General features: G+C 45.6%; 17 protein-coding genes. 10 read left to right on the top strand and 7 right to left on the bottom strand.

The genetic code is table 11. The features are described from left to right. Window positions 1–107 precede the first annotated feature (107 nt). Window positions 108–3,239: a cytochrome c biogenesis protein gene (ccsA, locus tag KWJ01_RS20840; protein WP_224999047.1), complete on the top strand. Its 3,132-nt coding sequence runs from the start codon at window positions 108–110 to the stop codon at window positions 3,237–3,239. Between the two features lie 231 nt (window positions 3,240–3,470). Then, a complete protein-coding gene (locus tag KWJ01_RS20835; RefSeq protein WP_224999046.1) occupies window positions 3,471–4,271 on the top strand; it encodes a carbonic anhydrase family protein in 801 nt (266 codons plus the stop codon). 43 nt (window positions 4,272–4,314) lie between these two features. On the opposite strand, the gene KWJ01_RS20830 is transcribed toward KWJ01_RS20835, so the two are convergent. Beyond that, complete coding sequence (locus KWJ01_RS20830) at window positions 4,315–5,298, bottom strand: lytic transglycosylase domain-containing protein (RefSeq protein ID WP_224999045.1); 984 nt, start codon at window positions 5,296–5,298, stop codon at window positions 4,315–4,317. A 118-nt stretch (window positions 5,299–5,416) separates the two neighbouring features. Between KWJ01_RS20830 and KWJ01_RS20825 the strand changes: the two genes are divergently transcribed. The 4 genes from KWJ01_RS20825 to KWJ01_RS20810 all read left to right on the top strand — a co-directional run bounded on the left by KWJ01_RS20825 (window position 5,417) and on the right by KWJ01_RS20810 (window position 9,744). Further along, complete coding sequence (locus KWJ01_RS20825; RefSeq protein ID WP_224999044.1) at window positions 5,417–6,070, top strand: 2Fe-2S iron-sulfur cluster-binding protein; 654 nt, start codon at window positions 5,417–5,419, stop codon at window positions 6,068–6,070. Next, entirely contained in the window at window positions 6,067–7,050 is a 984-nt protein-coding gene (locus KWJ01_RS20820; RefSeq protein WP_224999043.1) for a xanthine dehydrogenase family protein subunit M, read from the top strand. The genes KWJ01_RS20825 and KWJ01_RS20820 overlap by 4 nt, the downstream gene beginning before the upstream one ends. Window positions 7,051–7,072: 22 nt before the next feature. Next, window positions 7,073–9,280 (top strand): xanthine dehydrogenase family protein molybdopterin-binding subunit, encoded by a 2,208-nt coding sequence (locus KWJ01_RS20815; RefSeq protein ID WP_224999042.1) that lies wholly within the window; start codon window positions 7,073–7,075, stop codon window positions 9,278–9,280. A 101-nt stretch (window positions 9,281–9,381) separates the two neighbouring features. Then, a complete protein-coding gene (locus tag KWJ01_RS20810) occupies window positions 9,382–9,744 on the top strand; it encodes a hypothetical protein (protein WP_224999041.1) in 363 nt (120 codons plus the stop codon). Between the two features lie 69 nt (window positions 9,745–9,813). On the opposite strand, the gene KWJ01_RS20805 is transcribed toward KWJ01_RS20810, so the two are convergent. After that, window positions 9,814–10,650, bottom strand: a complete 837-nt coding sequence (locus tag KWJ01_RS20805) for an MBL fold metallo-hydrolase (protein ID WP_224999040.1) — start codon at window positions 10,648–10,650, stop codon at window positions 9,814–9,816. Between the two features lie 79 nt (window positions 10,651–10,729). Next, on the bottom strand, window positions 10,730–11,872 hold the full coding sequence (locus KWJ01_RS20800) for a DEAD/DEAH box helicase (protein WP_224999039.1): 1,143 nt from the start codon (window positions 11,870–11,872) through the stop codon (window positions 10,730–10,732). A gap of 266 nt (window positions 11,873–12,138) precedes the next feature. Between KWJ01_RS20800 and KWJ01_RS20795 the strand changes: the two genes are divergently transcribed. The 3 genes from KWJ01_RS20795 to KWJ01_RS20785 all read left to right on the top strand — a co-directional run bounded on the left by KWJ01_RS20795 (window position 12,139) and on the right by KWJ01_RS20785 (window position 16,026). Continuing rightward, complete coding sequence (locus KWJ01_RS20795) at window positions 12,139–14,469, top strand: TonB-dependent receptor plug domain-containing protein (protein WP_224999038.1); 2,331 nt, start codon at window positions 12,139–12,141, stop codon at window positions 14,467–14,469. 75 nt (window positions 14,470–14,544) lie between these two features. After that, window positions 14,545–15,354 carry a DUF4249 family protein gene (locus KWJ01_RS20790; RefSeq protein WP_224999037.1) on the top strand — a complete coding sequence of 270 codons (810 nt, stop codon included), beginning with the start codon at window positions 14,545–14,547 and terminating at the stop codon, window positions 15,352–15,354. A gap of 63 nt (window positions 15,355–15,417) precedes the next feature. Next, window positions 15,418–16,026 carry an HD domain-containing protein gene (locus KWJ01_RS20785; RefSeq protein WP_224999036.1) on the top strand — a complete coding sequence of 203 codons (609 nt, stop codon included), beginning with the start codon at window positions 15,418–15,420 and terminating at the stop codon, window positions 16,024–16,026. 18 nt (window positions 16,027–16,044) lie between these two features. Here the strand turns inward: KWJ01_RS20785 and KWJ01_RS20780 are convergent, their stop codons facing one another. The 4 genes from KWJ01_RS20780 to KWJ01_RS20765 all read right to left on the bottom strand — a co-directional run bounded on the left by KWJ01_RS20780 (window position 16,045) and on the right by KWJ01_RS20765 (window position 21,086). Next, entirely contained in the window at window positions 16,045–17,262 is a 1,218-nt protein-coding gene (locus tag KWJ01_RS20780; RefSeq protein ID WP_224999035.1) for a GAF domain-containing sensor histidine kinase, read from the bottom strand. Between the two features lie 90 nt (window positions 17,263–17,352). Continuing rightward, the gene (locus KWJ01_RS20775) at window positions 17,353–18,951 is read right to left on the bottom strand and encodes a PAS domain-containing protein (RefSeq protein ID WP_224999034.1); all 1,599 of its coding nucleotides are present in this window, start codon (window positions 18,949–18,951) and stop codon (window positions 17,353–17,355) included. Between the two features lie 221 nt (window positions 18,952–19,172). Continuing rightward, window positions 19,173–20,384 carry a PAS domain S-box protein gene (locus KWJ01_RS20770; protein ID WP_224999033.1) on the bottom strand — a complete coding sequence of 404 codons (1,212 nt, stop codon included), beginning with the start codon at window positions 20,382–20,384 and terminating at the stop codon, window positions 19,173–19,175. A 255-nt stretch (window positions 20,385–20,639) separates the two neighbouring features. Continuing rightward, complete coding sequence (locus KWJ01_RS20765; RefSeq protein ID WP_224999032.1) at window positions 20,640–21,086, bottom strand: response regulator; 447 nt, start codon at window positions 21,084–21,086, stop codon at window positions 20,640–20,642. A gap of 283 nt (window positions 21,087–21,369) precedes the next feature. On the opposite strand from KWJ01_RS20765, the gene KWJ01_RS20760 reads away from it, so the two are divergent. Then, window positions 21,370–24,624, top strand: a complete 3,255-nt coding sequence (locus KWJ01_RS20760; protein ID WP_224999031.1) for a PAS domain S-box protein — start codon at window positions 21,370–21,372, stop codon at window positions 24,622–24,624. Window positions 24,625–24,628: the final 4 nt, after the last annotated feature.

Here is a 24,628-nt window from a genome sequence, read left to right as displayed (position 1 = left end):
AGGTTCAGGAAAGGGATGAAAAAGGGGGTTCAGGATCTGGCTAATTGCCCGATCCATAGTGGAAAAGAAAAGAGAATTGAAATAGAGAAGAACAGGAGTTAAGCGAAATGATTAAGCACTTATTATCAACAAAAGTATCTTTCGTGCTCATGGTAGCTTTTTCGGTAGCAATGGGTGTAGCCACCTTTATCGAAAATGACCTTGGTACCGCAGTGGCCAGGGCTGCTGTGTATGAAAGCTGGTGGTTTGAAGTAATAATGGTCTGGCTTGCGATCAATTTCATAGCACACATTGGTAAATACAAACTAATTGCCAGAAAAAGATGGCCGGTAGGCCTTTTTCACATTGCTTTTGTAATCATCATACTGGGTGCCGGCATAACCCGATACTTTGGCAGCGAGGGCACCATCCACATCAGGGAAGGGGAAATGGGGCATACTTTCCACTCTTCTGTAAACTACCTGCAATTATCAGAGCTTACAGAAAACAAGGGAGGCCAGCGTTACGAGAAACCTGTATCTCTTGCGGCCTACAACTTTAAAGCACAAACTGTAGCAGCCAATCTAAATGACCAGGAGTTCAGGGTACATTTTGATGAATTTATTCCCGGTGCGCATGAGCGCTTTATAAGCGGCCCGGATACCCTCGTCGACATCGCCATTGCTGTGGGCACAGGCCGGGAAGATTACCTGGTAAAAAAAGGAGAAAGCCTGCAGATAGGTGATCTTGGCTTAGCCATATCAAAAACCGGACATTCGGGTATTCAGCTCTTCAGAGGGGATAGTAGCTGGATGATCAGCAGCAGCAAAAGCCTGCACCTGGTAGAAATGAACTCACAGAAGATGGGGGTGCTAAAGGCAGGAGAAGTAAAGCCACTGCAGTTAAAAACACTGTACCAGACAGATAGTGCTGCATTTCTTGTAAAAGCTGTGTACGAAGGGAAGCAGCTGGCATATACAGCAGAAAAAGACGAGAAAATGGCTAAAAACCTGCCCACAATGGTAAAGCTAAGGGTAGAAGATAAAGCAGGTAAAGAGCTGCTGAATACCTATACTGCCATGGTTAGCGAAAGTCCGAAACGGCATGTGTTTTTTGCAGATGGAAGGAAATACACCCTTGCCTATGGCCCCAGTGAGGAAATGCTGCCATTTGCACTTAAGCTAAGGGCATTTGAACTGGAGCGTTATCCCGGGAGCCAAAGCCCCTCCAGTTATGCCAGTGAGGTAAGCGTGGTTGATCATGATACCAGCTTTCCCTACAGGGTATTCATGAACAATGTGCTGGATTATAAAGGCTACCGTTTTTACCAGGCCTCTTACGATACCGACGAAAAAGGAACAGTATTATCAGTAAGCCAGGACCGGCCAGGTACTTATGTAACTTACCTGGGCTATTTTCTGCTAACAGTGGGTATGTTTTTTACCCTCTTTGCCAAAGGTAGCAGGTTCAGTATTTTAAATAACCGGCTAAAATCACTCAACAAAGCTAAAGGCCTCATGGTGGCAGCACTGCTGTTTAGCCTGCAGCTTAGCGCCCACGAAACCACACTTCCGGATATCAGCAAATCAGTTATTCCTGCAGCGCATGCAGAGGCCTATGGCCGCCTGGTTGTACAGGATCTGGACGGGCGCATGAAGCCCCTCAACACCCTGGCTAATGAAATAGCCAGAAAGCTTAGCGGCACCTCAACAATCACAATCAAACAGGAGGGAGGGGATATTAAGCTGAATGCAGAGCAGTTTTTACTCTCGGTGCAGCTTAATCCTGCTGACTTCAGCAGCCTGCCCCTCATTAAAATCGATACCAAAAAATCTGCAGAAATATTCAAAGCACTGGGGCACGCGCCCGTAAGCAGCCTAAGCTTTAAGGAGTTTCTGGATGATGAAGGCAGGTACCTCCTGCAGGATTTGGTAGAGGAAGCAAACCGCCTGAAGCCAGGCGAACGCAATGAAGGTCATAAAGAGCTACTGAAAGTAGATGAGCGTTTCAATATTCTGTACGCTGTTTTCAGCGGAGACTTCCTAAGGCTTTTCCCAAACAGGCTGGATAAGAACAACACCTGGTTCACAGCACATCAGTACGACAGGGGCTTTGATCCTGAAGATGGGATGTTTGTAAAGAACATCACGCCGCTGTACATGTCGGCCCTGTTAAAAGGTACCAGTACCGGCAACTGGCAGGAAGCCGATGAAATCCTTAACTACATAAATCTTTACCAGCAAAAGGCCGGGATCAACGTTTACCCTTCTCAGAATCAGCTAAAGGCAGAGCTTTTTTACAATCAGATGAACCTGGGCAACCGCTTGTTTGGTATGTTCTGGCTCCTGGGGATAGGCATGCTGGGGCTGGCAATTGTAAAACTCTTCAGTACACCAAAATGGCTTGACTATAGCTGGAGTACTGGATTAGTACTGGCCTGGGCAGGTTTTATGGCCTTTACTTTTCATTTGGCACTGCGTTGGTATATTGCTGGTCATGCGCCCTGGAGCGATGGGTTCGAAATGCTGATTTTCGTTGCCTGGGGTGTACTGCTCTTTGGGTTGCTGTTTGGTAATCGCTCTCACTTTACCGTTCCGCTTGGTGTTTTATTCTCCGGAACACTGCTGTTCGTTGCCTTTCTGGACTGGCTGAACCCTGAAATCACCAACCTGATGCCGGTACTGAATTCTTACTGGCTGAAGATACACGTAGCCGTAATAGTAAGCGGCTATGCTCCCCTGGCGCTGGCAGCCGTTATGGCACTGCTAACCCTGTTGTTGCTGCTGTTTAAACCAAAAGCACCTACAGCCAGGTGGTGGAGGAGTATGCAGGAGCTTAGCATCGTTAACGAAATGGCCATCACCATTGGTTTGTTTCTGCTAACAGTGGGCACTTTTCTGGGTGGTATTTGGGCTAACGAAAGCTGGGGCCGTTACTGGGCCTGGGATCCCAAAGAAACATGGGCCTTGATTTCTGTAATGATCTATGGATTTATTCTGCACCTAAGGCTGATTCCAAGCCTGAAGAATGCAATTGTACTCAATGTAGCAAGTCTGTGGGCGTTTTCTACCGTTATCATGACCTCCTTTGGGGTAAACTATTATCTCTCCGGCCTGCACTCTTATGCACAGGGCAATCCTGTACCGGTGCCTACATGGATTTACTGGTTGATAGCAGTGTTGGCGGCTATTACTACAATGGCTATTGTAAAATACAGAAGCCTAAGCGATAAAGAGAAGAAAGATTTACTGGCTGTGTAAATAAAAGGAAATGTGCTGGGGCAGTTTGCTCCAGTAGCTATAGTTTGCTTAAGTTTCAGATGATAGAGCAATCTATTAAGGTGCCTCCGCAGCTGTAACTGCGGAGGCTTTTTTTATGCCTGAAAAACCAGAAAAACTCATGTTCATTCCTGAGCAAAGTCAGCGTTCCGCATCTTAAGCTGATTTAAAATTGACCCGCTGATTCCCACTATCAGGGCAGCAGGCATTATCATGAAAAAGGCATATGTTTTATGTTTAGCAGTGCTATCCTGTGCTTGCGGACAATTTGAGAGCCAGAAAGGAACTATAACCGGCTTTAGTGACCACACCCTACATCAGGGCACACATACTGTTGCTAACACTCATCTGGGGCAACATCACTACCTAAGTCCCGAAGTAGGCCATGGAGAGATGCAGTCTCCTATCAACATCATATCCGGAGAGGCTCATGATACGCGGCATAATATTGCACTGAAGTACAGGCAGTCGAAGGAAGTGATGAAGAACCTGGGGCATACTGTTCAGTTAGTGTATGACGAGGGGAGCTACATCCAGATAGATCAGCAGCAGTTTGATCTACAGCAGTTTCATTTTCATACCCCTTCAGAACACCTGGTAGATGGCATCACCTATCCGCTGGAGATGCACCTGGTACACGTATTTTATGAAGAAGGCAGCAAAGCTCAAAATCCGCAATACCTGGTGGTGGGGCTGTTATTTAAGGCAGGCAAAGAGAATCCTTTCTTAAGCCAGTTTATGGAAAACCTGCCACAGGAAGAAGGGCAGACCATTGTGCTGGCAGATAAGTTCATAGATGTCAATAACCTGATCAAAGACAATTTCGGCAGCTTTTACCACTACATAGGCTCTTTAACAACCCATCCTTATACCGAATCGGTAAACTGGCTGGTGCTGAAGCATGTATTTGAGGCCTCAGCAGAGCAGATTGAAAAACTAAACAGACTTGAAGGAAATAATGCCCGCCACATTCAGGCTTTAAATAACAGGGAAGTTGAGGAAGTGTGGCATTAATGCTGATGTTTAAGTAAGTAAAGCTGCTTTACCTGGCCACTAATCACTGAAGATTGCCTGGCGAAGCAGCAGGAATTCTTATTTCATAAGTGGTTTTCCTGGGAACATTGAGTTTATAACTGCTTGTGTTATTGAACCAGGGGTTTAGCAAACGCAGCTCTTTATAGGTGGTGTTGTGGCTTTTAGCGAAGCTTACCAGGTCATCTATATCCTCATCTACCGTAACTACATTGTATTCATAGGGCTGGTATCGCTCTTCAGGCTTTAAAAAGTAGCCATAGGCTTCGGGGTTTTCCAGAATAAGTTTAAAAGCCAGTATCCGGTATACATAGCGCGCCGTCTCCTGGTTAAGGTGCAGATCATAAAAGCTATCAGCCTGCTGATCTTTCAGCGCCTTTTGTATGCCACTTACACCTCTGTTGTAAGAGGCTGCAACCAGGGTCCAGTCACCAAATTGTTCATAGGCCCATTTAAAGTATCTGCAGGCGGCTTCCGTGGAAAGCTTTGGGTCTCGGCGCATATCGGCATCCCTGTTTATCGGGAGGTTAAAATCTTTGGCAGTAGCTTCCATAAACTGCCACATACCAGTGGCACCCACATAAGATTCAGCATTATTGTCAAGCTCACTTTCTGCCACACCCAGATAAATAAAATCGGCTGGCACACCATTTTCTCTTAGTGTTTGTTCTACAAGCGGTCTCCAGCGTTCAATATTCTTGAGTGCCACCATGGTGCGCGAATGGCGAAACATATTGACCGTTAGTTCATTCTCCAGTGCCTCCCTTACATCGCTTTTGTGCAGGGGTACCGCTTCGCCGGCAAAAGATACTGACTGGGGCAGGGGAGGCGTGGTAATAAACTGAGGTGCGCTTAAATGAGCTGAATCGCCTACCACTACCCGTACTTCAGCACTTTTATCCACGAAGTTCTGCTGCTGGCCTTCATCTGCAGTTTTTTCAGAATTGCAGGCGGTAAAAAAGATAACAGATAGTAGGAGCAGTCTTATAATTCTGATCAGCTGTATCAAAGTAATTGATGGTTTGTATGTTGGTTCTTTCTGTATTGCTTAAATGGCTAACAGAAAGATTGTTGCAACAAAGTTAAGGGCAAATGATTTAATCCTATGTAGCAGCAACGAGAACCTTATGGCAAAGGAAGAAAATTCAGGTAAAATTTTACCCGAAAGCAGAACTGATAAAAAGTATAATGAAGCCCGCCGCACATTTTTGAAACAATCATCACTCCTGACTGCGTTGGCCCTGGCACCTCCGGCAGTGGTTAAGGCCGCAGAAGCCGGGCTGGATGAGAAAGTGGCAGATCAGTTTGAGAAGGTACCGCTAAGCCTGGAAATAAATGGTGAGCTTAAAAAGCTCTCTGTTGAACCAAGAACAACCCTGCTGGACCTGTTGCGGGAACAGCTGGATTTAACCGGCACTAAAAAAGGCTGCGATTATGGCCAGTGTGGTGCCTGTACCGTGCATGCAGATGGACAGCGGATCAACTCCTGCCTTAGCCTCACCGTAATGCAGGAAGGTAAAAAGATCACCACCATAGAAGGCCTGGCGACAGGGGATGAACTGCATCCCATGCAGGCAGCATTTATCGAGTACGACGGTTTTCAATGCGGCTACTGCACACCCGGGCAGATCATGTCTGGTGTAGCCTGCATACGCGAAGGGCACGCAAATTCCGAGAGTGAGATCAGGGAGTACATGAGTGGCAATATTTGCCGCTGCGGGGCCTATCCAAATATTATAAAAGCCATTACAGCGGTTAAAAAAGGAGGGAAAAAAGTATGATCCCATTCCAGTATGTAAGGCCAAAGCAACAAAAAGCAGCCATTGATGCACTGGCCCGAGATAACAATGCCATGTTCATTGCCGGTGGCACCAATCTGCTCGATTTGATGAAGCGCTATGTAGTGGTTCCCCAAAAGCTGGTTGACATTAACCAATTGCCCTTACATAACATTGAGCAGCTAAATGGGGGCATTCGCATAGGTGCACTTGTAACTAACACAGCCCTGGCAGAACACAAGCTTATAAAAGAAAAATATCCCCTGCTTTCACAGGCTGTGGTTTCTGGTGCTTCTGCTCAACTGCGGAATATGGCTACGGTGGGGGGTAACATGATGCAGCGTACCCGCTGCTACTATTTTTATGATACAGCCCTGCCCTGCAATAAGCGAGAACCAGGCACAGGTTGTGGTGCCCTGGATGGTGTAAACAGGATGCATGCCATTTTCGGCTTCAGCGATAAATGCATTGCAGTACATCCCAGTGATATGAGCGTGGCCTTAGCCGCACTAGATGCAACTGTGCAGGTAAGTGGTCCGAAAGGCGAGAGAAGCATAGCTTTTACAGATTTTCACCGGCTGCCGGGAGAACAGCCGGAAAAGGATACAAACCTCCATAAAAATGAGCTGATCACCTCGGTTTTTATTCCCGATGCTCCATTTGCCAGAAATGCCTGTTACCTGAAGGTGCGCGAAAGAGCCTCTTTTGCATTTGCACTTGTTTCTGTTGCAGCTGCCCTGGATATCAGCAATAACAGCATCAGGGAGGCGCGTCTGGCCATGGGAGGCGTAGCACACAAACCATGGCGTTTGTTTAAGGCAGAAAAGACGCTGAAGGGCATGCCTGTATCAGAAGCATCTTTCAGGCAGGCGGCAGCAGTGGCCATGGAGGGAGCCAGGGCTTTTGAGCATAATGCCTACAAAATTAAAATGGCCCCCGAAACCATTGTTCATGCACTGAAAACAGCAGCAGGAATCGTTTAACCCCTTAATTCAGACAAGCAGCATGCGTAAAGTAGTAATGGGCGATAGGCTCGACAGGGTAGAGGGACAACTGAAAGTTACAGGAGTAGCCCGTTATGCCGCAGAATATAATTTGCCGGGAGTAGCCCATGGCGTATTGGTAACCAGTAGTATTCCCAGGGGCCGGATCAGCAAAATAGACACCAAAGCAGCAGAAAGAGCCCCGGGTGTACTGGCTGTTGTAACCCATGAGAACGCGCCAGAAGTGCCAGGGTACGAGGCTTCTGTAAACAATGAAGGCTCACGGGTATACGGGCAGGAGTTCAGATTATTTTATGATGATAAGATCCTGCACAACTTTCAGCCTGTGGCCCTGGTGGTGGCAGATACCTACGAGCGGGCGGTACATGGGGCTTTCTTGGTGAGTATAGGTTATGAAAAGGAACTGCATAACACCAGCTTGAGGGATAATCTTGATGATGCCTTTACCCCCGCAGATCAGAAAGACCATAAAAGGGGAAGGCCTGATGCCTACAAAGAGGCCCCTGTGCTGGTAGAGCAGGAGTATCATACCCCTATTCAGGTGCATAATCCAATGGAAACCCATTCTACCACGGCTTTATGGGAGGGAGATAAGAAAGTTAAAGTCTATAATAAAACACAGGCAACTAAAATTTCTCAGAAAGAGATCAGTAAGGCATTTGACCTGGAGAAAGAAAACGTTGAGGCGCATTCTCCTTTTGTTGGTGGTGCTTTTGGCAGCTCTTCCCGTTTATGGCCGCAGGAGATGGCCGCTATCATGGGAGCTAAAGTAACAGGCCGGCCGGTAAAAGTTATGCTAATGCGTGACCAGGTGTTTAACATGGTAGGCTACCGGCCAGCCTCTGTTCAGTATTTTTCGGTAGGTGCTACTGCAGAAGGCAAACTGCTGGGAATTGCCCATCATGCACGCGGCTTTACATCACGCTATGAGCAGTTTACGGAACGGCTGCTGGATCCCACCAAGTCGATGTACAGCTGCCCTAATATGGATACCAGCTATAAGCTTGTATCACTGGATATGAGCACCCCATGCTGGACCCGCGGCCCTGGAGAAACAAGCGGTTCTTTTGCACTTGAATCTGCCATGGATGAGCTGGCCTATGCCCTGAAAATGGACCCGCTGGAACTGCGCAAAATAAATTATGCTGAAAAAGACCCGGAGAATGATAAGCCCTGGTCCAGCAATTACCTGTTGCAGTGCTATGAGCGAGGAGCAGAACGCTTTGGCTGGAGCAGGCGTAATCCGGAACCGCGATCCATGCGCGAAGGAGAATGGCTTGTAGGCCTGGGTATGGCTTCTGGTATTTACAAGGCAGCACGCGACAGGGCCGAAGCCAGGGTAAAACTGCTGGCTGATGGCAGTGTTTTGCTAAGAAGTGCTGTCGCAGATGTAGGTCCTGGCTCTGCTACTATTTTTACCCAGATAGCCGCAGATAGGTTAGGCTTACCAATGGAGAAAGTGAGATTTGAGTGGGGAAACTCCGTTTTTCCGTATGCACCAGGACAGTTTGGCTCACACACCACTGCCTCTGTTGGTTCTGCCGTATACGAAGTGTGTACAGACCTGAAACAAAGGCTGCAGGAACTGGCAGTAAACCAGCCAGGTTCACCTTTGTATGGCGCCCAGGCAGCAGACTTGTTTTTTGAAGGAAACACCTTGAAAACTAAGACTGGAAATGCCAGCCTTCGCTATGCGGATGTACTTGAATTGCATGCCCTAAAAGAACTGGAAGTAAGCAGGGAATCCAGAGGAGGACCTGAACTGGATGAATTCTCCAGCAAATCCTTTTGTGCAAACTTTGTAGAGGTGCGTGTACATGCTGCTACCGGCGAGGTTCGTGTAGCAAAGGTGGTATCTGCAGTAGATGCAGGCAAAATCATGAATCACAAAACTGCCGAAAGCCAGGTGTATGGCTCTGTTGTATGGGGTATAGGCATAGCACTGATGGAGGAAGGTATTATTGACCACCGCTTTGGCAGGCACCTCAACAATGATCTGGCAGATTACCATGTGCCCATTAACGCAGATGTGCCTGACATTGATGTTATTTTCACAGACCTGGAAGACCCAATTGTTGATCCGATGGGAGCAAAGGGTATTGGAGAGATTCCCCTGATTGGCTTTACGGCGGCCATTGCCAATGCGGTGTACCATGCTACGGGCAAACGCATCACCAAATTACCCATTACACCAGATAAACTTCTTTGACCAGGGGCTGATATAATTTCAACAATATTCAGTAACGGTTAAAACTTCTTTCTGCAGAGCGGGTATTATAAAGTATGTTGAATCTATAATTTTTTAAACAGATGAACACCAATATAATACCTTCTAAAACACATGCAATTATCGATTATGCTACAGCTGCATCTTTGATTGCACTGCCGCTGGTTTTCAGCAGCAGGAAAAACAGGGGCATGGAAACTTATTTGCCAATGATCATGGGCGCCGGTGTTATTGTGCAGAGCTTATTCACCAAATATGAACTGGGTGTTAAAAAGAAAATGAGTATGCCAAGGCACCTTCAGCTGGACTATATCAATGGTGCCCTGATGGCCGCTTCACCATTCCTGTTTGGCTTCCGTAAAAAAAGCTGGGTTCCGCATCTGGCAGTGGGCTTAACAGAACTGGCAGTAGCATATTTCTCAAAGCCATACCCACGCTCAATCTAAAGATCATGCTCATGTATCCAAAAAGCCTGGCAGTTGTCTTTAATCAACTGCCAGGCTTTTACTTTATGTTTAATCAAACAGGGATTGTTGCCCTGATGGTACTCTATGTTTAATGGTTACAGATTTTAAGGGTACATCATCGCAGCAAACCGTAAAAACGGGGGTTTCTTCAAAGCGGGAGGCTACTACAATTTCAGTATCTCCTGCATGTTCTGTAAATATTTCTTTAACCAGCTGCGGGCAGTTGTTGTCTTTAGAAAGGTGCGACAGCAGCAAATGGCTCATGTAGTGAGGCTTATAAGCAGTAAAGAGCGCCAGTGCCTGCTTGTTAGATAAGTGCCCGTGCCCGCCCCTGATGCGGTTCTTCAGAAAGTAAGGGTAATGACCCTGGTCCAGCATGGCATCATCATAGTTAGCTTCCAGGAAGGCAGCATGGCATTGCCTGAAATGATGGATCAGGTTTTCGCATGGAGCGCCTATATCAGTGAAAATACCAACGTTTGTACCACCACAGCTAACAACAAAGCTGTGTGGATCGGCAGCATCGTGGAATTTAGGAAAAGCTGTAACACAAAGTTCGCCAACCTGAACAGTTTCAAAAGCCTCAAAAGGGATTGCCAGGGGGTTATGCGGGCTTAAGCGTGCATGCTGCAAAGTGCCGGGTGTAATGTAAACAGGCAGCTGGTATTTTTTTGCCAGAACGGGTATACCCCTGATATGGTCGGAATGTTCATGCGATACGAAAATAGCCTTAACCTTGTCCATTGAAAGTCCCAGGCGCTTCAGCCTTTTTTCAGTCTCCCGGCAGGATATTCCTGCATCTATCAACACTGCCTCCTGCTCATTACCTACATAATAGCAGTTGCCGTTGCTTCCCGAATTCAGTGATGTGATGAACAATTGCATAGAACAACAAAGAAACCCTATTTTTAGTAAGCATTCAAAGCTAATGCTTAGAAATCAAGCTATTACTATAAGATAACTGTCAGTAGCCCTTCAGGTCCAGATCGTCTGTTTCTACTATCGATACCTTCTTGCCCATTTTTTTCTGGATTACACCGAAATGATGCTGGTCTTCTGCCGTAATAATGGTGATGGCTTCGCCCTTTGCTGAGGCACGGCCGGTACGTCCTATCCGGTGCACATAATCTTTTGGTGAGCGTGGCAGCTCAAAATTAATTACATAAGGCAGCTTTTCAATGTCGATACCCCGTGAAGCAAGGTCTGTTGCGATCAGCACCCTAAGCTTTCCGGTTTTGAATTTTTGCAGCACTTCAGTTCTTGCACCCTGGCTTTTCTGGCTGTGGAGGGAGGAGGCCTGAATCCCGTTTTTCGAAAGCTTGCCAACAAGGTTATCTGCAGTTCTGATGGATGAGGTAAATACCAGTACCTGCTGCATGTTGTGCTGTTTGATAAGGTATCTCAGTAAAGGGCCTTTCCGCTCAGGCGCTACGAGATAGGCTACCTGGCTGATCAGCTCATGTTGCTGGTTTTCCTCCCCAACTTCAATCAGCAGCGGATCACGCAGCAGGGTTTCCTTGATATTGCGCACATCATCACCAATGGTAGCCGAAAAAAGTACGTTCTGTCGCCTGGGGGGCAGAAGTGCAAAGATCTTATCAATTTCTTCCTGAAATCCCAGGTTTAGTATCTTATCGGCTTCGTCCAGCACCAGCATTTCAACTGCCGACAGATGTACGGCATTTGATGAGACCAGGTCCAGCAACCTGCCAGGCGTAGCAACCACTATCTCTGCAGATGCCAGTGCCATCATTTGCGGGTTGATTGATACGCCGCCATAAACAGCCAGTGTGTTTATTCTCCTAGACAGACCGTTACTAAACTCCTTAAATACATCAGCTACCTGGGCAGCAAGCTCCCGCGTTGGTACCAGCACCAGTACTTTAATATACCTGCTTTTTGCCGGGCCTGCTTTTTGCAGCAGCTCCAGAATGGGCAATACAAAAGCAGCTGTTTTACCAGAACCTGTCTGTGCCACACCAAAAATATCCTTGCCAGCCAGTATAGCAGGAATTGCCTCCTGCTGAATAGGAAAAGGCTGCTCAAATTTCTGACTGGCCAGTGATCTTAAAAGCGGCTCTGATAAACCAAGGGAGGAAAACTGCATGCGGTATAAATGCAAAGAATGATGGAGAATATATAGTTTTTCTCCGTAAAAATACGTTAATTCTTGTCAATGATGCTATCATAAGAGCTCCTACTCCCGTAGAGTACTATAGAAAGTATGGCAGGTGAGATTTTTTAGAAGAAAACTTCATTTTTTCAAAACCCTGGAATTGCTTTTCAATATTTAATAATAGGGCTCTTCTTATAATAAGTTCATTGATCCTAAGAGTCTCGGTAAGATAAAACAGAACTGGAGCGGGGAAATCTATGATGAAACTTTACAATCAGGCAAAGATATACATGGCGGCAGTAGTAACACTGCCAAACTGCTTGCTTCTGTTGCTCTTTATGTTTCCGGCTGCTTTATTTGCTCAAACAGTCAGACTCAATGGGATTGTAAAGGATAATCACGGCGTTACCCTGCCCTTTGCAGTAGTCATGATACTTCCTGATAGTACAATAGCTCCTGCAGATGTGGATGGAGCATTTACTGCACGGGTTCCCAAAGGCAGGAACAACATCATCATATCCTATACCGGATTTGAGAAGCTGATAAAGGTGGCAGAGCTAAACAATGATACCACCATTCACTTTAAACTTTCCCCCCTGGTAGCACACCTGCAGGAAGTAGTAATTACGGCGAACCGTTATTCGCAGCAGGATATCGTGCAGACTACCCGCCTGGGTACGCATACGATTTCGAAAAAAGACATTGCTTTTTTACCTGTACTGGGCGGCGAAGCCGATGTGATCAAAACCATACAGTTACTGCCCGGTACCAGCAGGGGCGTGGAGGGAAGTTCCGATTATTTTGTGCGTGGTGGTGCTGCAGACCAGAACCTGGTACTCCTGGATGGTGCACCTATTTACAACACCAGTCACCTGTTTGGATTCCTTTCAGTGTTCAATCCTGATATGCTGGAGAAAGTTGAATCGATTAACGGTGGTTTCCCTGCGCAATATGGCGGCCGTTTGTCTTCTATACTTGATATAAGCACCAATAGCAGTATAGCCAAGAAAACCCGCATCTCCGGGGAGGTTGGCTTGCTGGCTTCGCGCTTATATGTAGAACAACCCCTGATCAAGAACAAGGCCAGTATATGGCTGGCAGGCCGCAGAACCTACATTGATCAGGTAGTTAAAACCATTGGCGAAGAGCTTCCCTATTATTTTTATGACTTGAACGGAAAGCTCATTTTTAAGCTGGGAAAGCGCGATCAGGTTAATTTCAGCTACTACACTGGTGAAGATATCTTTGACCGCTACAAGGACAGCGATAATGATGGCAGGGGCGTTAGTACTACCTATGTTTCCGGCAACTCCAGCCAATCGCTACAATGGCGACACCGTTACCCCCGGGGATGGAACAGTGATTTAACCCTCACCCGCTCTGCGTATAAATATGATATCAGCAATGTTTATGAAGAAAATCAGCTGGTAGCTTTTTCTGATATAGAAGATTATGGTGCTAAAATAACCTTCATGAAAGATTCTGTCTGGAAAGATGCCAGGATCACTACTGGCGTGGAGTGGGCCAGGCATGAGATAAGCCCCAGTATCGTTAATTCTGCCGGTAATATTGCTGAATTGCTGGAGAGCAGCTCCACAGGGGGTAAAATAGCAAATGAACTATCTGCCTATGTTCAGCAGGAATGGAGCCTGAACAATAAAATACTCGTGAATGCTGGCTTCAGGGGATCTTTAGGTCTGGTGAAAGATAAACAGTACTTTACACCGGAACCCCGCATCTCATTAAGATACTCCCTGCCCAAGCAGCAGTCGCTTAAATTAAGCTATTCCAGAATGGTTCAGTACCTGCACAGGATTTCCAATTCTGCAGTTTCTTCTCCTACTGATATCTGGTACCCGGTTACCGACAGCGTACGCCCGCAACTCTCTCACCAGGTTTCTGCTGCCTGGCAAAAATACCTGAAAGGCCACAATGTGTTTTTGAGCGTAGAGGGCTACTATAAATCACTCGGTAACCTTATTGGCTACGAAGAAGGTACCAACCTGTTCTTCAATTCAGATTTTCAGTCAAGGCTGATCCAGGGACAGGGGCGGGCCTACGGCACAGAATTCTTATTGCGCAAAGAGGCAGGAAGGCTAACTGGCTGGCTGAGCTACACGCTTTCATGGTCGTGGCGGCAATATAATGAAATTAACCGGGGAGACTGGTTTCCTGCCCGATATGATCGCAGGCATAACGGGGCGCTGGTAATGCAGTATAAACTTGGCAGGCGATGGTCAACCTCAATGGTGTGGGAGTACATTTCGGGAGCCAGGTTTACTCCCGTTATCGGCCAGTATGTAATACCTGCACCAAGCATGGCCGGCGTAGACCTGATACCGGTTTTCGCAGAAATAAACCAGGTAAAGCTATCCGACACGCACCGGCTCGACCTGGGAATAAAATTTACCAGCAATCCACACACAAGAATTCAGTGGCATGTATTTGCCGGTGTTAACAATATGTATAACAGGGCAAGCCCTATTGGTATTTTTATAGAAGAAGATGAGAGTAGCGGTACGCTGCATTACACACAGCCCGGTTTGTTTGGATTGCTTCCTTTTGTGAGTTTAGGTTTTAGCCTGTAGTATATGCTTCAGAATTTTACAATTAGTAGTTACTTAACATCTTTTCGCGCAGGGGCCTGTATAACGCTGTTGCTCATGCTGCTGTCTTCCTGCATACCCGATCCGCTGGAGGTTAAAAACATACCTGTTGTAAAACCCGAAATAGTGGTTGCAACACAAATGTTGGAGGAAGAAACATTGCTTGTGCTTTTAACCAAAACCTTTGGAGCTCTGGAAGTAACCGATGATAGCGACCCCCTGAAACTGGTAGAACAAATAGCTGTAAGAGATGCAACCGTTAGCATCAGCGGACCTGGAGGAAGCTATGAGTTGAGCAACATGGGGTATGGTGTATATGGTGGTGTAAACATTCCGTTTGAAGAGGGAGAAACATATGAACTGCATGTAAGCAGTGAAACACTGGGAGCGGTTCATGCCTCAGCTGTAGTGCAGAAGAAGGTTAAGTTTGAACAAATCAACGCAGATCTTTACTACAACGAGGAAGGCGATACCCTTGCTCACCTGACTTATTCTCTTGAGGACCCCCGGGAAAAGAACTGGTATCTGATGGGGGTGCAGGAGATTCGCCGGGAACACATCATCCATAATTTTATCAATCCCCGGGCACATACTGAACTGATAGATGACTATGATGTACCAGGGGAGGGATTTACAGATCAGCACAGGGTAATTCCCCGGGTGTATGATCCCGGAGATACCATTGTAGTATCACTTTCCAACATCAGCGAGGAGTACTATGAGTTTATGAAAATTAGGCTTGATAACCGGCATAACTTTATGGAATTTCTGGGTGAGCCAGTGCATTATCCCAGCAATATTGTAGGCGGCAAAGGCTTCTTTAACCTGAATGTGCCCGATTTTAAAACTTTTGTATTTGATCAGTAACTGTGCATTTATATTTTTAGGGGTATTTAATAAAGACTGCTAACGAATAACTATTCTTTATCCATGCCAGATACTTCCCTGAACCTGGGCCGCACAGAATTTGGTGATTCTGCCAATGCAGGTAATGTACTAACTACAGCAGAAGCAGAAGCCCTGCTCAATGATTGGGTAAAGAACGACCGGCTAAAACTGCACATGCGGCAGGTGGCACAGCTGATGAAAGCCTGGGCAGGGGAAAAACTGAATTTACCCGAAGAGGAGCAGCATAAATGGTACCTGGCCGGCTTGCTGCACGATGCCGACTGGGACCAGTGGCCGGAAGAGCACTGCCGCCGGATTATTGAAGAACTTGAGCGGCGCCAGCTCGATCCAGCCATTATCCGGGCAATAGCCTCACATGGTCCGCGCTACTTTGGTGTGGAGCCACGGAGCGATATGGACAAAATGCTATATGCTTTCGATGAATTATCAGGCTTTACCCATGCCTATTCGCTCATGCGACCCGAAGCATACAAAGGCATGGAGGTGAAAGGGGTAAAGAAACGCCTGAAGGATAAAACCTTTGCCGCCCAGGTATCCAGGGATGATATAGCAGATGCAAGCGAAAGGGCAGGGGTACCAGTGGAGGAGCTTATCCAGTTTGTCATCTCCCACCAGACCGATCAACCCTAAGTTTTAGGTTGATTTATTTTATTTTATCATAGGTTCGGTCTGAAGAAGATTAGGCTCAGGTATTACTTTTTTTTCTAATAGAGGTAAAACTACTTTTACTTCTGTTCCAATGCCTGCTTCGCTTAAAATCTCTATACAGCCCTGGTGCTTGCGAACAAAATCCTGCGAAAGCAGCAATCCAAGTCCGTGTCCTTTTTCGTTTTGAGTACCGGCTGTTGATTTTAATTTATTCCAGGTAAAAAGATTATCAAGCCTTTTTGCCTCTATTCCGGTACCGGTATCCTTTACGCTTATTTGTACGCCATCATCGTCTTTTTGAGCCGAAATGGTAATTAAACCACCGCTGGTAAACTTACAGGCATTCACAAGCAGGTTCCGGAGAACAAACCGCATCATGTTCACATCTGCAACAATTGTAAAAGCAGGATGAATGGTATTCAACGCAACATTGTTCTTCTGCTGGAGTTGTACAGAATTTTCGACTAGTAGCTCATCCACCAAGGCCGCAAGCTTTACCTCCTCGAATTTTCCAGCACCGTCATCAACCTGCGATTGAAACCAGTTTAACAGATCTGATAATAAATAGTCTGCCTTATCAATTCTGTTCTGAATTTCTGCAGATAACATTTTCATGTCTTCAAGCGGCACATCATCTGCAAGAAAAAGGCTCAGCAACTGCTTGATATTATTGAGAGGCCCTTTTACATCATGTGAGATTACAGATAGTATTTTATTCTTTGTTTCCACAATGGCATTTAACTGCCTTACCTTTTGCCGTAGTTCCAGTTGGGAAACAACCTGCTGCGACAATGTTTGAAGTGCAAAAAGCTGCTCTTGCGTTAATTCACGTGTCTGCTGGTCTATTACACACAAAGTACCCAGTGCATAGCCAGCGGGAGTTACAAGCGGTGCCCCTGCGTAGAATTTTATGAACGGAAAACCTGTTACCAGTGGGTTATTGACAAACCGTTCGTCTTTGGTAGCATCAGGAACGACCATGATACCATGCTCTTCTATGGCATGGGTGCAGAAAGAAATATTTCTGTGAGTTTCTGGTATATCAACTCCAACCCTGGCCTTAAACCATTGCCTGTTGGAATCAAGGAGTGTGATAAGTGATACAGGGGTATTACAAATCTGGCTTGCCAGCTGTACAATGTTGTTAAATTCTGCTTCCTGTTCTGTATCCAGAACTGCATAGTTATAAAGAGCATTCAACCGTTCCTTTTCACTCATCACTTGCACCAGGGTTGTTTAATATTAACTATTTGTTGAGATGTAACTTCACGGCCTCACGGCAGGGCCATATTATTGGTTGTAGTTTGTTCAATACTTTTCCTGACTATGGATTTCCAACTCTTCTATCATTCTGTTGAAGAGCATTTCAGCCAGTGTGTCATCAGGTATAACATAGCGTGTGCCAATATACTTGCCAGGTTTGCCCTCTTCATTCAGTACAGGAGAGATAACAGCATCCACCCAGTAGTGGGTACCATCTTTTGCCCTGTTTTTAATAATCCCCCTGAACGCTTCCCCCTTTTTAATGGTGCTCCACATAAGCCTGAATAATGCTTTGGGCATTTGCGGATCTCTGAATATGCTATGCGGTTTACCAATAAGTTCTTCCCTGCTGTACTTAGATACCTCACAAAGTTTATCGTTTACATAGATAATGGTACCGTACGCATCGGCCTCAGAAAGAATGGTTGTAAGATTGAATACTTTCTCACGGGCTGTAGCTTCTCGTTGAAGCCGTTGAGATTCGTTTAACTGGCGGTGAAGCTCCTCCTGGGTGGCTATAATTTCTTCCAGGTTTTGCCTGAGTTCTTCTTCCTGTGCCAGCAGCTCCTCTCTGTTCTGCTGCATTTCATTGAGCAACTCTTCCAGCTCTTTTTCTTTATTTACCTGATCAGTAACATCAAAACGAATACCAATGTATTTGTGGGGTTTGCCTGTCTGATCCATTACCGGTGCTATGGCTGAATCAACCCAGTAAGTACTGCCGTCTTTTGCCCTGTTCGGAAAGCGGCCCTGCCACATACGCCCGTTTTTAATCGTAGCCCACATCTCCTTGTAGAATTCCTTCGGATTATCGGGGTGCCTCAAAATGCTGTGGGGTTTACCTAAAACTTCCTGCTGGCTCCAGCCGGAAACCTCGCAGAACTTATCGTTTACATAGGTAATGCTGCCATAGAGATCAGATTCTGTGAGCAGGGCAACCTTACTGAGCACCTGCATGCGTGCATCGAGTTCACGCTGTATAGAAAGGCTCTCATCCATTCTGCGCTGCATTTGCTCCTGTGTAGCAGAAAGCTCCTCCAGGTTCTGGCGCATTTCCTCTTCCTGCTCCCGCATAATTGCTGTTTGCTGTTGCGAGAGCTCCAGCAAAGATTTATTACGCTCATTAATTTTAGCGCTCGATATGGTGGCTGCGATACTTTCTCCTAACTTTTCTATAAAATCCCGCTGGTAAGGTAGCAGGGGTGTGAACGAGGCAATCTCAACTACACCAAAAATCTGTTCGTTTACTTTTAGCGGCACTATTAAAAGGCAACGTGGGCCCGATGCTCCTAAACCGGAGGTAATCTGTATGTGATCAGCAGGAATATCAGTTAGATAAATACTTTCCTTTTCAAGGTATACCTGCCCAACAAGCCCTTCTCCCGGTTCAACTCTTTTGCTCAGGAATTTTCGTCTGTCATAGGCATAACAGGCAACCATGCTTAGGTAACTATCTTCATCCGATTCAGCATTCAATACAAACAGGCTGCCCTGGTTGGCTTTCAGGTACTTGATAAGCTCTGCCAGTATTACGTTGTAGAGATTGTCAATATCCTGGTTGTGGTTACGTAAAATTTCAACAAACCTGGCTAAACCTTCTACAGACCATCTCCGCTCTTCTTCTTCCTGTTTTATTTCTGTCATGCGTTGCCGCATTTCCAGTAGGGCACTTAGCAGTTCATTTTGTTCCGCAGTGATGCCTGCATCCAGTCTGCCACTTTAAATGTTCTGTACAAAATCTGTAGCATTAGCAATGATCTCTGCAAATTTACGCAGCTCTTCGTCTTTTTTACGGATGCTTTCACTTCTACTAAGTGTATACCTTAGTTTCATATTTCCAGGAGTTTTTAGCGAAGATAATAGTATTACTGGTGCAGGGGAATAAATATGGTACAGCTTGTTCCTGCCCTTAACTTACTGTCAATTCTGATGTCTCCCCCCATTTGTCTTAAGAGCGTACGTACCACATGGAGTCCCAGGCCTTTACCCTCTACATGGGTGTGAAAGCGGCTGTAGGGGCTGAAAAGTTTATGAGCATACCTGTTTATATCAAGCCCCAGACCATTATCAGTAATTGTTGCATATATATACCCATCGCGCTCATAGGTTTCTATCCTGATTTCAGGCTTTATAGCAGGATTCCTGAATTTGATGGCATTTGAAATCAGTTGGTAAAAAATGTTGCTTAGGCTTGTTCTGGTACCATACAGCATGCTGGCTCTGCTGTAGTCACTGTTAATGGTTGTATTGGTGCTTGTAATCGCCTCTTTCAAATCCTGGCACACCTGAGTTACGATATCACATACAGCAAGTTCTTCTTTTACCAGATCGGCCCGGTGCTGATGATCCAGTATCTGCTGCAAATCTCTAATGATATTATCAAGCTTAAGGGCAGATTGCTGTAGATAGCTAACAACCTGCTCTTGCTGTACCAGGTTAGGGCTGGTGTTTAGTTGAAGCAACTGTGTAAGGCCAAGGATGGTGGCCACCGGACCACGCAGGTTGTGTGAGGCCATAAATTCGAACTGCTGTAGTCGTTCGTTCTGGTGAAGCAGCTGCAGGTTTAGTTCTTTTTCGAGCTTTTCTGCCTTTAGCCTTTCGCTAATATCACGAATAATGATAGAATAGAATGTCTTTTTGTTTACAACAGCAGAAGAAATCGAGCCCTCGAACGGAAACTCGCTGCCATCTGCCCGTAGGCCAGTAAGCGTCAGATGCGATCCCTGTTCTGTTGTGGTTCCTACTGCTTCAATAGCTTCAAAACTATTCAGAAAGGGGTTCCTGCAGTTGTGCCGGGGCAGCAATTGAAAGAAAGAGGTGCCTGTTACCTGTTCCTGGGTGTAACCAAACATTTTTTCAGCTGCCCTGTTGAACTGTACCACATAAAAATCATGATCTACCGTAATAATGGCATCAAGCGCTGCTTCTATGATGTTTTCTGCCCTGATGCGTGCATCATTAAGTTCGCCTGTGCGCTTCACAAGCTTTACAACAGCATTGATTGTGCGTTCTGAATATGCCTGTTCTGGCAAAGGCTGACTTTTGGGTGTTCTTGCTGATGGGTTTTCTTTACCCATGATTTCTCTTTTATCTAAAGTTGAAAAACTTAAAATAGCTGATATTGCAGTAGGGCAGTGTTTCCGGTTTGGGTTCGGCTTTTCTTGTGCCACATAGCTGTTATCTGTATGTGTGTTATTAGCAGTATATGCTAATAATTTTGATAGGTCTGTTTCAGCTGTGTCAGTAGAAATTGCTGCAGTATTACCAACTTCAACAAAACTGTTCCTATTCATTGATTTGAGATAAAGAGAGGATTAGAAAGGCTTAATTGATCACTGAATTTCCCAGTAGCTTTTATTGCCCACCAGCTCCCGGATAGTCTCATCAAGCACCTGGCTGGTGATGGGCTTTTTGATGAATCTTGAATTTCTTACTTCCAGTGCTCTTTTTATGGTTGCTTCATGTTCTATACAGGAGGTATAAATAACGGGTACCTCAGAGGTTTTCCTGATCTCCTCCATAGCCTCGATTCCATTCAACTCACCTTTCAGGAAAATATCCATGATGATGATATCCGGTTTGCACTTATTTATGGTTTCAATGGCACTTTCGCCGCTGGAAACAATATCAACGATGTCGTGATTATCTTTATTAAGCAGCTTTTGTAGAATATAAACTACTATAATTTCATCTTCTACTATAACCACCTTTGCCATTGCGCACTTGCTATCGGCAGGTTTTGATCCGTTTTCCTGAATTGCAATGCTAAGCTTTTCCATGTAGGAGCTCTGGGAATCAGATAAATAATGGTGATAACAAAGATATCTAAGGAACAGCGCTGTGGGAATAGCGTCTTGTAGTCATATCCCTGTTAGTGAATAGTAACTGCAGAACTATCAATAGAAATAGGGGGTGTGTTTATAGTTAATTCTAACTATATGAGGCTCTGAAATTTATATTAGTATGGTTGCTGTAGCTGTTCTTATCATTTCCGCTTACGGTTTCTGGAACGGATAAATTGCTTTTTTATCGTTTGATTCAAAGAGTGCCAAATTTTAAAGCATGTACAAAACAAATTCTGCATTGATCAGCCTGATCCACAGGTTTGCAAGGGGCAGTGGGTTATTAGTAGCAGCTGTTGCTGTTATTGTATTGTTGGGCTGGTGCTTTGATGTAGATTCGGTTAAAAGTATTTTACCCGATTACCCACCCATGCGGGTAAACACTGCTATTGGCCTGCTGTTGACTGGCTGCATGCTTTATCTGGTAAACTTCCCCCGTGTTGGAGTAGCATTAGCGGTAGTAGTTGTGTTATTGAACGGTATTATTCTGTTAGAGTATGTAAGCGGTATAAACCTGGGGGTAGACCAGTTACTGTTTGCTGACAGTCAGGCTGCAAAGTTTGGCTACTATCCCGGGAGATCATCTGTAAATGCTGTCATGAGCTTTTTGCTGCTGTCTCTGTCTTTTTACTTGTATAACAGAAAACCTGTTCCGGCTTATGGTAAAGCACAGCTGGTATCACTGCTCGTGTTGCTGGTTATTTTTGCTTCTTTGCTGGGTTATCTCTATCGGGTGAATGGTCTTGTTGGCATAGAAAAACATTCGCAAATGGCACCCCACACTGCCGTATGCTTCGTTGTGCTGGCGGCAGGCTCTTTTTTCTTATATCCCGACCAGGGCTTCGTACGCATATTAACAGGCTCAGGCTGGAGTGCATTATTAGTGCGGCGGTTATTTCTGGCAGCCCTAATGTTACCTATTGCATTGAGCAGCCTCGTTATCTGGTTTTTTCAACTTGAGCAGTTTAGCGTTGAGCTGGGCTTTATTCTGTTTTCGGTATGCTACACCTTTCTGTTCACCACCATACTTTTTGTGTATGGTCGTGAATTTCTGGCTAACGAAACAAAGCAACAGGAGCAACAGCTAAAAATTGAGCAGCTCAACAAAGACTTATCTGCTGCTAACGCAGCAACCAGGGCTGTAAATGAAGAGCTGTTAGCTTCTAATGATGCCCTGCAATCTGCTAACGAAAGATTATACCGGGCAAACCAGTCTGTAAAAGAATTATCCAGGCAGGCCTTGCAGGAGAGTGCGCAGCAATACAAACATCTTGCAGATAGTGTGGAGGATGTATTCTATGCCCTGGATGAAAAACTCCGGATCACCTTTTGGAATAAAGTTTGCGAAGAGAGTACGGGTATTTCCTCCAACCAGGCAATGGGGCAGCATTTATTTGCCCTTAAGCCCAGGCTTCGCCTTTTTCCTTCACTAGAAGTGCTACAGGAGGTGCTTAAGAGTGGTACGGCTGCACAAACAGAGATTGAGGAGGAGATAGCAGGCAAGCAATTACATTTTAATGTAAGGATATATCCTGCTCACAGGGGATTAGTTGTTTTTGCTGTTGATAACACAGCGGTACATACTGCCGAGCGGGAGCTAAAGCAGCAAAAAGAAAGGCTTGAACTGGCCCTGAACGGTGCCCAGCTGGCAACCTGGGATTTAGATGTACCCAGCGGTAAATCACTATGGAGCAATCGCTGGTACTCTATGTTGGGTTACACAGCCGGAGATTTAGAGGAGAGTTTTGAAACCTGGAAAAACTTAACCCACCCAGATGATCTGCCAGTGGCGATGAAGTCCTTTGAGGAGCATTTATCCGGTAAAACAGACTATGTTACTTTTGAACACCGACTGAAGAAAAAAACAGGAGACTGGCTGTGGACCACAGGCAGTGGAAAGCTGGTAGAGCGTAATCATAAGGGAGAGCCGCAGCGTGTAATCGGGGTGCTGCAGGATATTTCATCGTTAAAGAATGCCGAACAGGAACTGCTGGAACAAAAAGAAAGGCTTGAGTTAGCATTGTGGGCAGCAGAACTGGGGATCTGGGACAGAGATCTGCAAAATGGCAGGCTTACTGTCAATGAACGCTGTGCGCAGATGCTGGGCTACACCAAAGCGGAATATGAAAATATATTACCATTGCAGGGCTTTAGAAAAACACTTCACCCTGATGAAGCAGCACAGATCACTGAAATGCTGGATAAACATTTAGCTGGTGAAATTCCATACTACCGCACAGAACGACGGGCCCGAACAAAAGCAGGAGAATGGTTATGGGTACTGAACAGTGGTAAGGTAGTTAAGCGTGATAAGGAGGGAAGACCCATAAGAATGATCGGAATACAACAGGACATCAGTGACTTTAAAAAGACGGAGGCATCCCTTCGTTTTTATAAATATCTGATAGATAACATCAAAAATCCTATCTATTGGATAACGCCTGATGATTTGAAATTCAAATATGTAAATAAGGCCGCCTGTGATCATTTTGGCTTACCAGAAGATAAACTGATAGGTGTTGGGGTATTGGATTTCGATATAAACCTAGATTTAGAAAAAGCTGGTTCCATAACCAGTGAGATCAGTCGTAATGGAACCCACACCTTTAAAACGGTGCACAAAAATTCTGCTGGCCAACTGATACCCGTAGAATTAACATTAAGCAGTCTTTACTATAACGATACTCCCTATGTGGTGGGCTACATCCGCAACATCAGTGAGCAAAGCGCATATGAGGCTAAAATTAGAGCAATCAATACAGAACTTGAACAAAAGGTAGCAGCGCGCACTGCAGCGCTGGAGGCTACCAATAAAGAACTTGAAGCATTCTCCTATTCCGTTTCTCATGACTTAAGGGCTCCGCTGCGCAGCATCGATGGCTTTAGCAAAGCAATTCTGGAAGATTATGAAAGCGCACTTGATGAGGAGGGCAAAGATTTTCTGAACAGAATCCGCAGTTCTACGCAACAGATGGGGCAGCTCATCGATGATTTGCTGAACCTCTCCAGGGTATCACGCGCCGAACTGAAAAAACAAAACGTGGATATCAGTAAACTCGTACTTGAACTGGTGAGCGAACTGAACCAACAGCAGGCGGGGAGGGAAGTACATGTAAAGGTGCAGCCAGGGCTTTATGCTCAGGCAGATGTTCGGCTCATACGCATTGCACTGGAAAATCTGCTGAACAACGCCTGGAAATATACCGGTAAAACAGAACTTGCCAGGGTTGAGTTTGGAAGTATGGAAAGCGGTGGAAGAACTGTGTATTTTGTGAAAGACAATGGTGCAGGCTTTGATATGAAATATGCAGCCAGGCTATTTGGAGCTTTTCAGCGCCTGCACAGAGAGACTGAATTTGAAGGAACAGGCGTTGGACTGGCTACAGTGCAGAGAATTATTCACAAGCACGGAGGCCAGATCTGGGCAGAAGCAGAACCTGCTAAAGGTGCTACCTTCTATTTCACACTTTTTTAACTTA

This window comes from Cesiribacter sp. SM1 (assembly GCF_020178975.1).
In the GTDB taxonomy this organism is placed as follows: domain Bacteria; phylum Bacteroidota; class Bacteroidia; order Cytophagales; family Cyclobacteriaceae; genus Cesiribacter.
Note: the sequence above shows the minus strand (reverse complement) of the source record. Positions and strands in the feature narration are given on the sequence as shown.

What these genes read in the sequence shown, in the direction of transcription:
- KWJ01_RS20820 (WP_224999043.1), top strand. Translation starts at nt 6,067, where the DNA reads ATGATCCCATTCCAGTATGTAAGGCCAAAGCAACAAAAAGCAGCCATT.
- KWJ01_RS20805 (WP_224999040.1), bottom strand. Translation starts at nt 10,650, where the DNA reads ATGCAATTGTTCATCACATCACTGAATTCGGGAAGCAACGGCAACTGC.
- KWJ01_RS20790 (WP_224999037.1), top strand. Translation starts at nt 14,545, where the DNA reads ATGCTGCTGTCTTCCTGCATACCCGATCCGCTGGAGGTTAAAAACATA.
- KWJ01_RS20800 (WP_224999039.1), bottom strand. Translation starts at nt 11,872, where the DNA reads ATGCAGTTTTCCTCCCTTGGTTTATCAGAGCCGCTTTTAAGATCACTG.
- KWJ01_RS20815 (WP_224999042.1), top strand. Translation starts at nt 7,073, where the DNA reads ATGCGTAAAGTAGTAATGGGCGATAGGCTCGACAGGGTAGAGGGACAA.
- KWJ01_RS20780 (WP_224999035.1), bottom strand. Translation starts at nt 17,262, where the DNA reads ATGAGTGAAAAGGAACGGTTGAATGCTCTTTATAACTATGCAGTTCTG.
- ccsA (WP_224999047.1), top strand. Translation starts at nt 108, where the DNA reads ATGATTAAGCACTTATTATCAACAAAAGTATCTTTCGTGCTCATGGTA.
- KWJ01_RS20835 (WP_224999046.1), top strand. Translation starts at nt 3,471, where the DNA reads ATGAAAAAGGCATATGTTTTATGTTTAGCAGTGCTATCCTGTGCTTGC.
- KWJ01_RS20775 (WP_224999034.1), bottom strand. Translation starts at nt 18,951, where the DNA reads ATGACAGAAATAAAACAGGAAGAAGAAGAGCGGAGATGGTCTGTAGAA.
- KWJ01_RS20825 (WP_224999044.1), top strand. Translation starts at nt 5,417, where the DNA reads ATGGCAAAGGAAGAAAATTCAGGTAAAATTTTACCCGAAAGCAGAACT.
- KWJ01_RS20795 (WP_224999038.1), top strand. Translation starts at nt 12,139, where the DNA reads ATGATGAAACTTTACAATCAGGCAAAGATATACATGGCGGCAGTAGTA.
- KWJ01_RS20760 (WP_224999031.1), top strand. Translation starts at nt 21,370, where the DNA reads ATGTACAAAACAAATTCTGCATTGATCAGCCTGATCCACAGGTTTGCA.
- KWJ01_RS20785 (WP_224999036.1), top strand. Translation starts at nt 15,418, where the DNA reads ATGCCAGATACTTCCCTGAACCTGGGCCGCACAGAATTTGGTGATTCT.
- KWJ01_RS20770 (WP_224999033.1), bottom strand. Translation starts at nt 20,384, where the DNA reads ATGGGTAAAGAAAACCCATCAGCAAGAACACCCAAAAGTCAGCCTTTG.
- KWJ01_RS20810 (WP_224999041.1), top strand. Translation starts at nt 9,382, where the DNA reads ATGAACACCAATATAATACCTTCTAAAACACATGCAATTATCGATTAT.
- KWJ01_RS20765 (WP_224999032.1), bottom strand. Translation starts at nt 21,086, where the DNA reads ATGGAAAAGCTTAGCATTGCAATTCAGGAAAACGGATCAAAACCTGCC.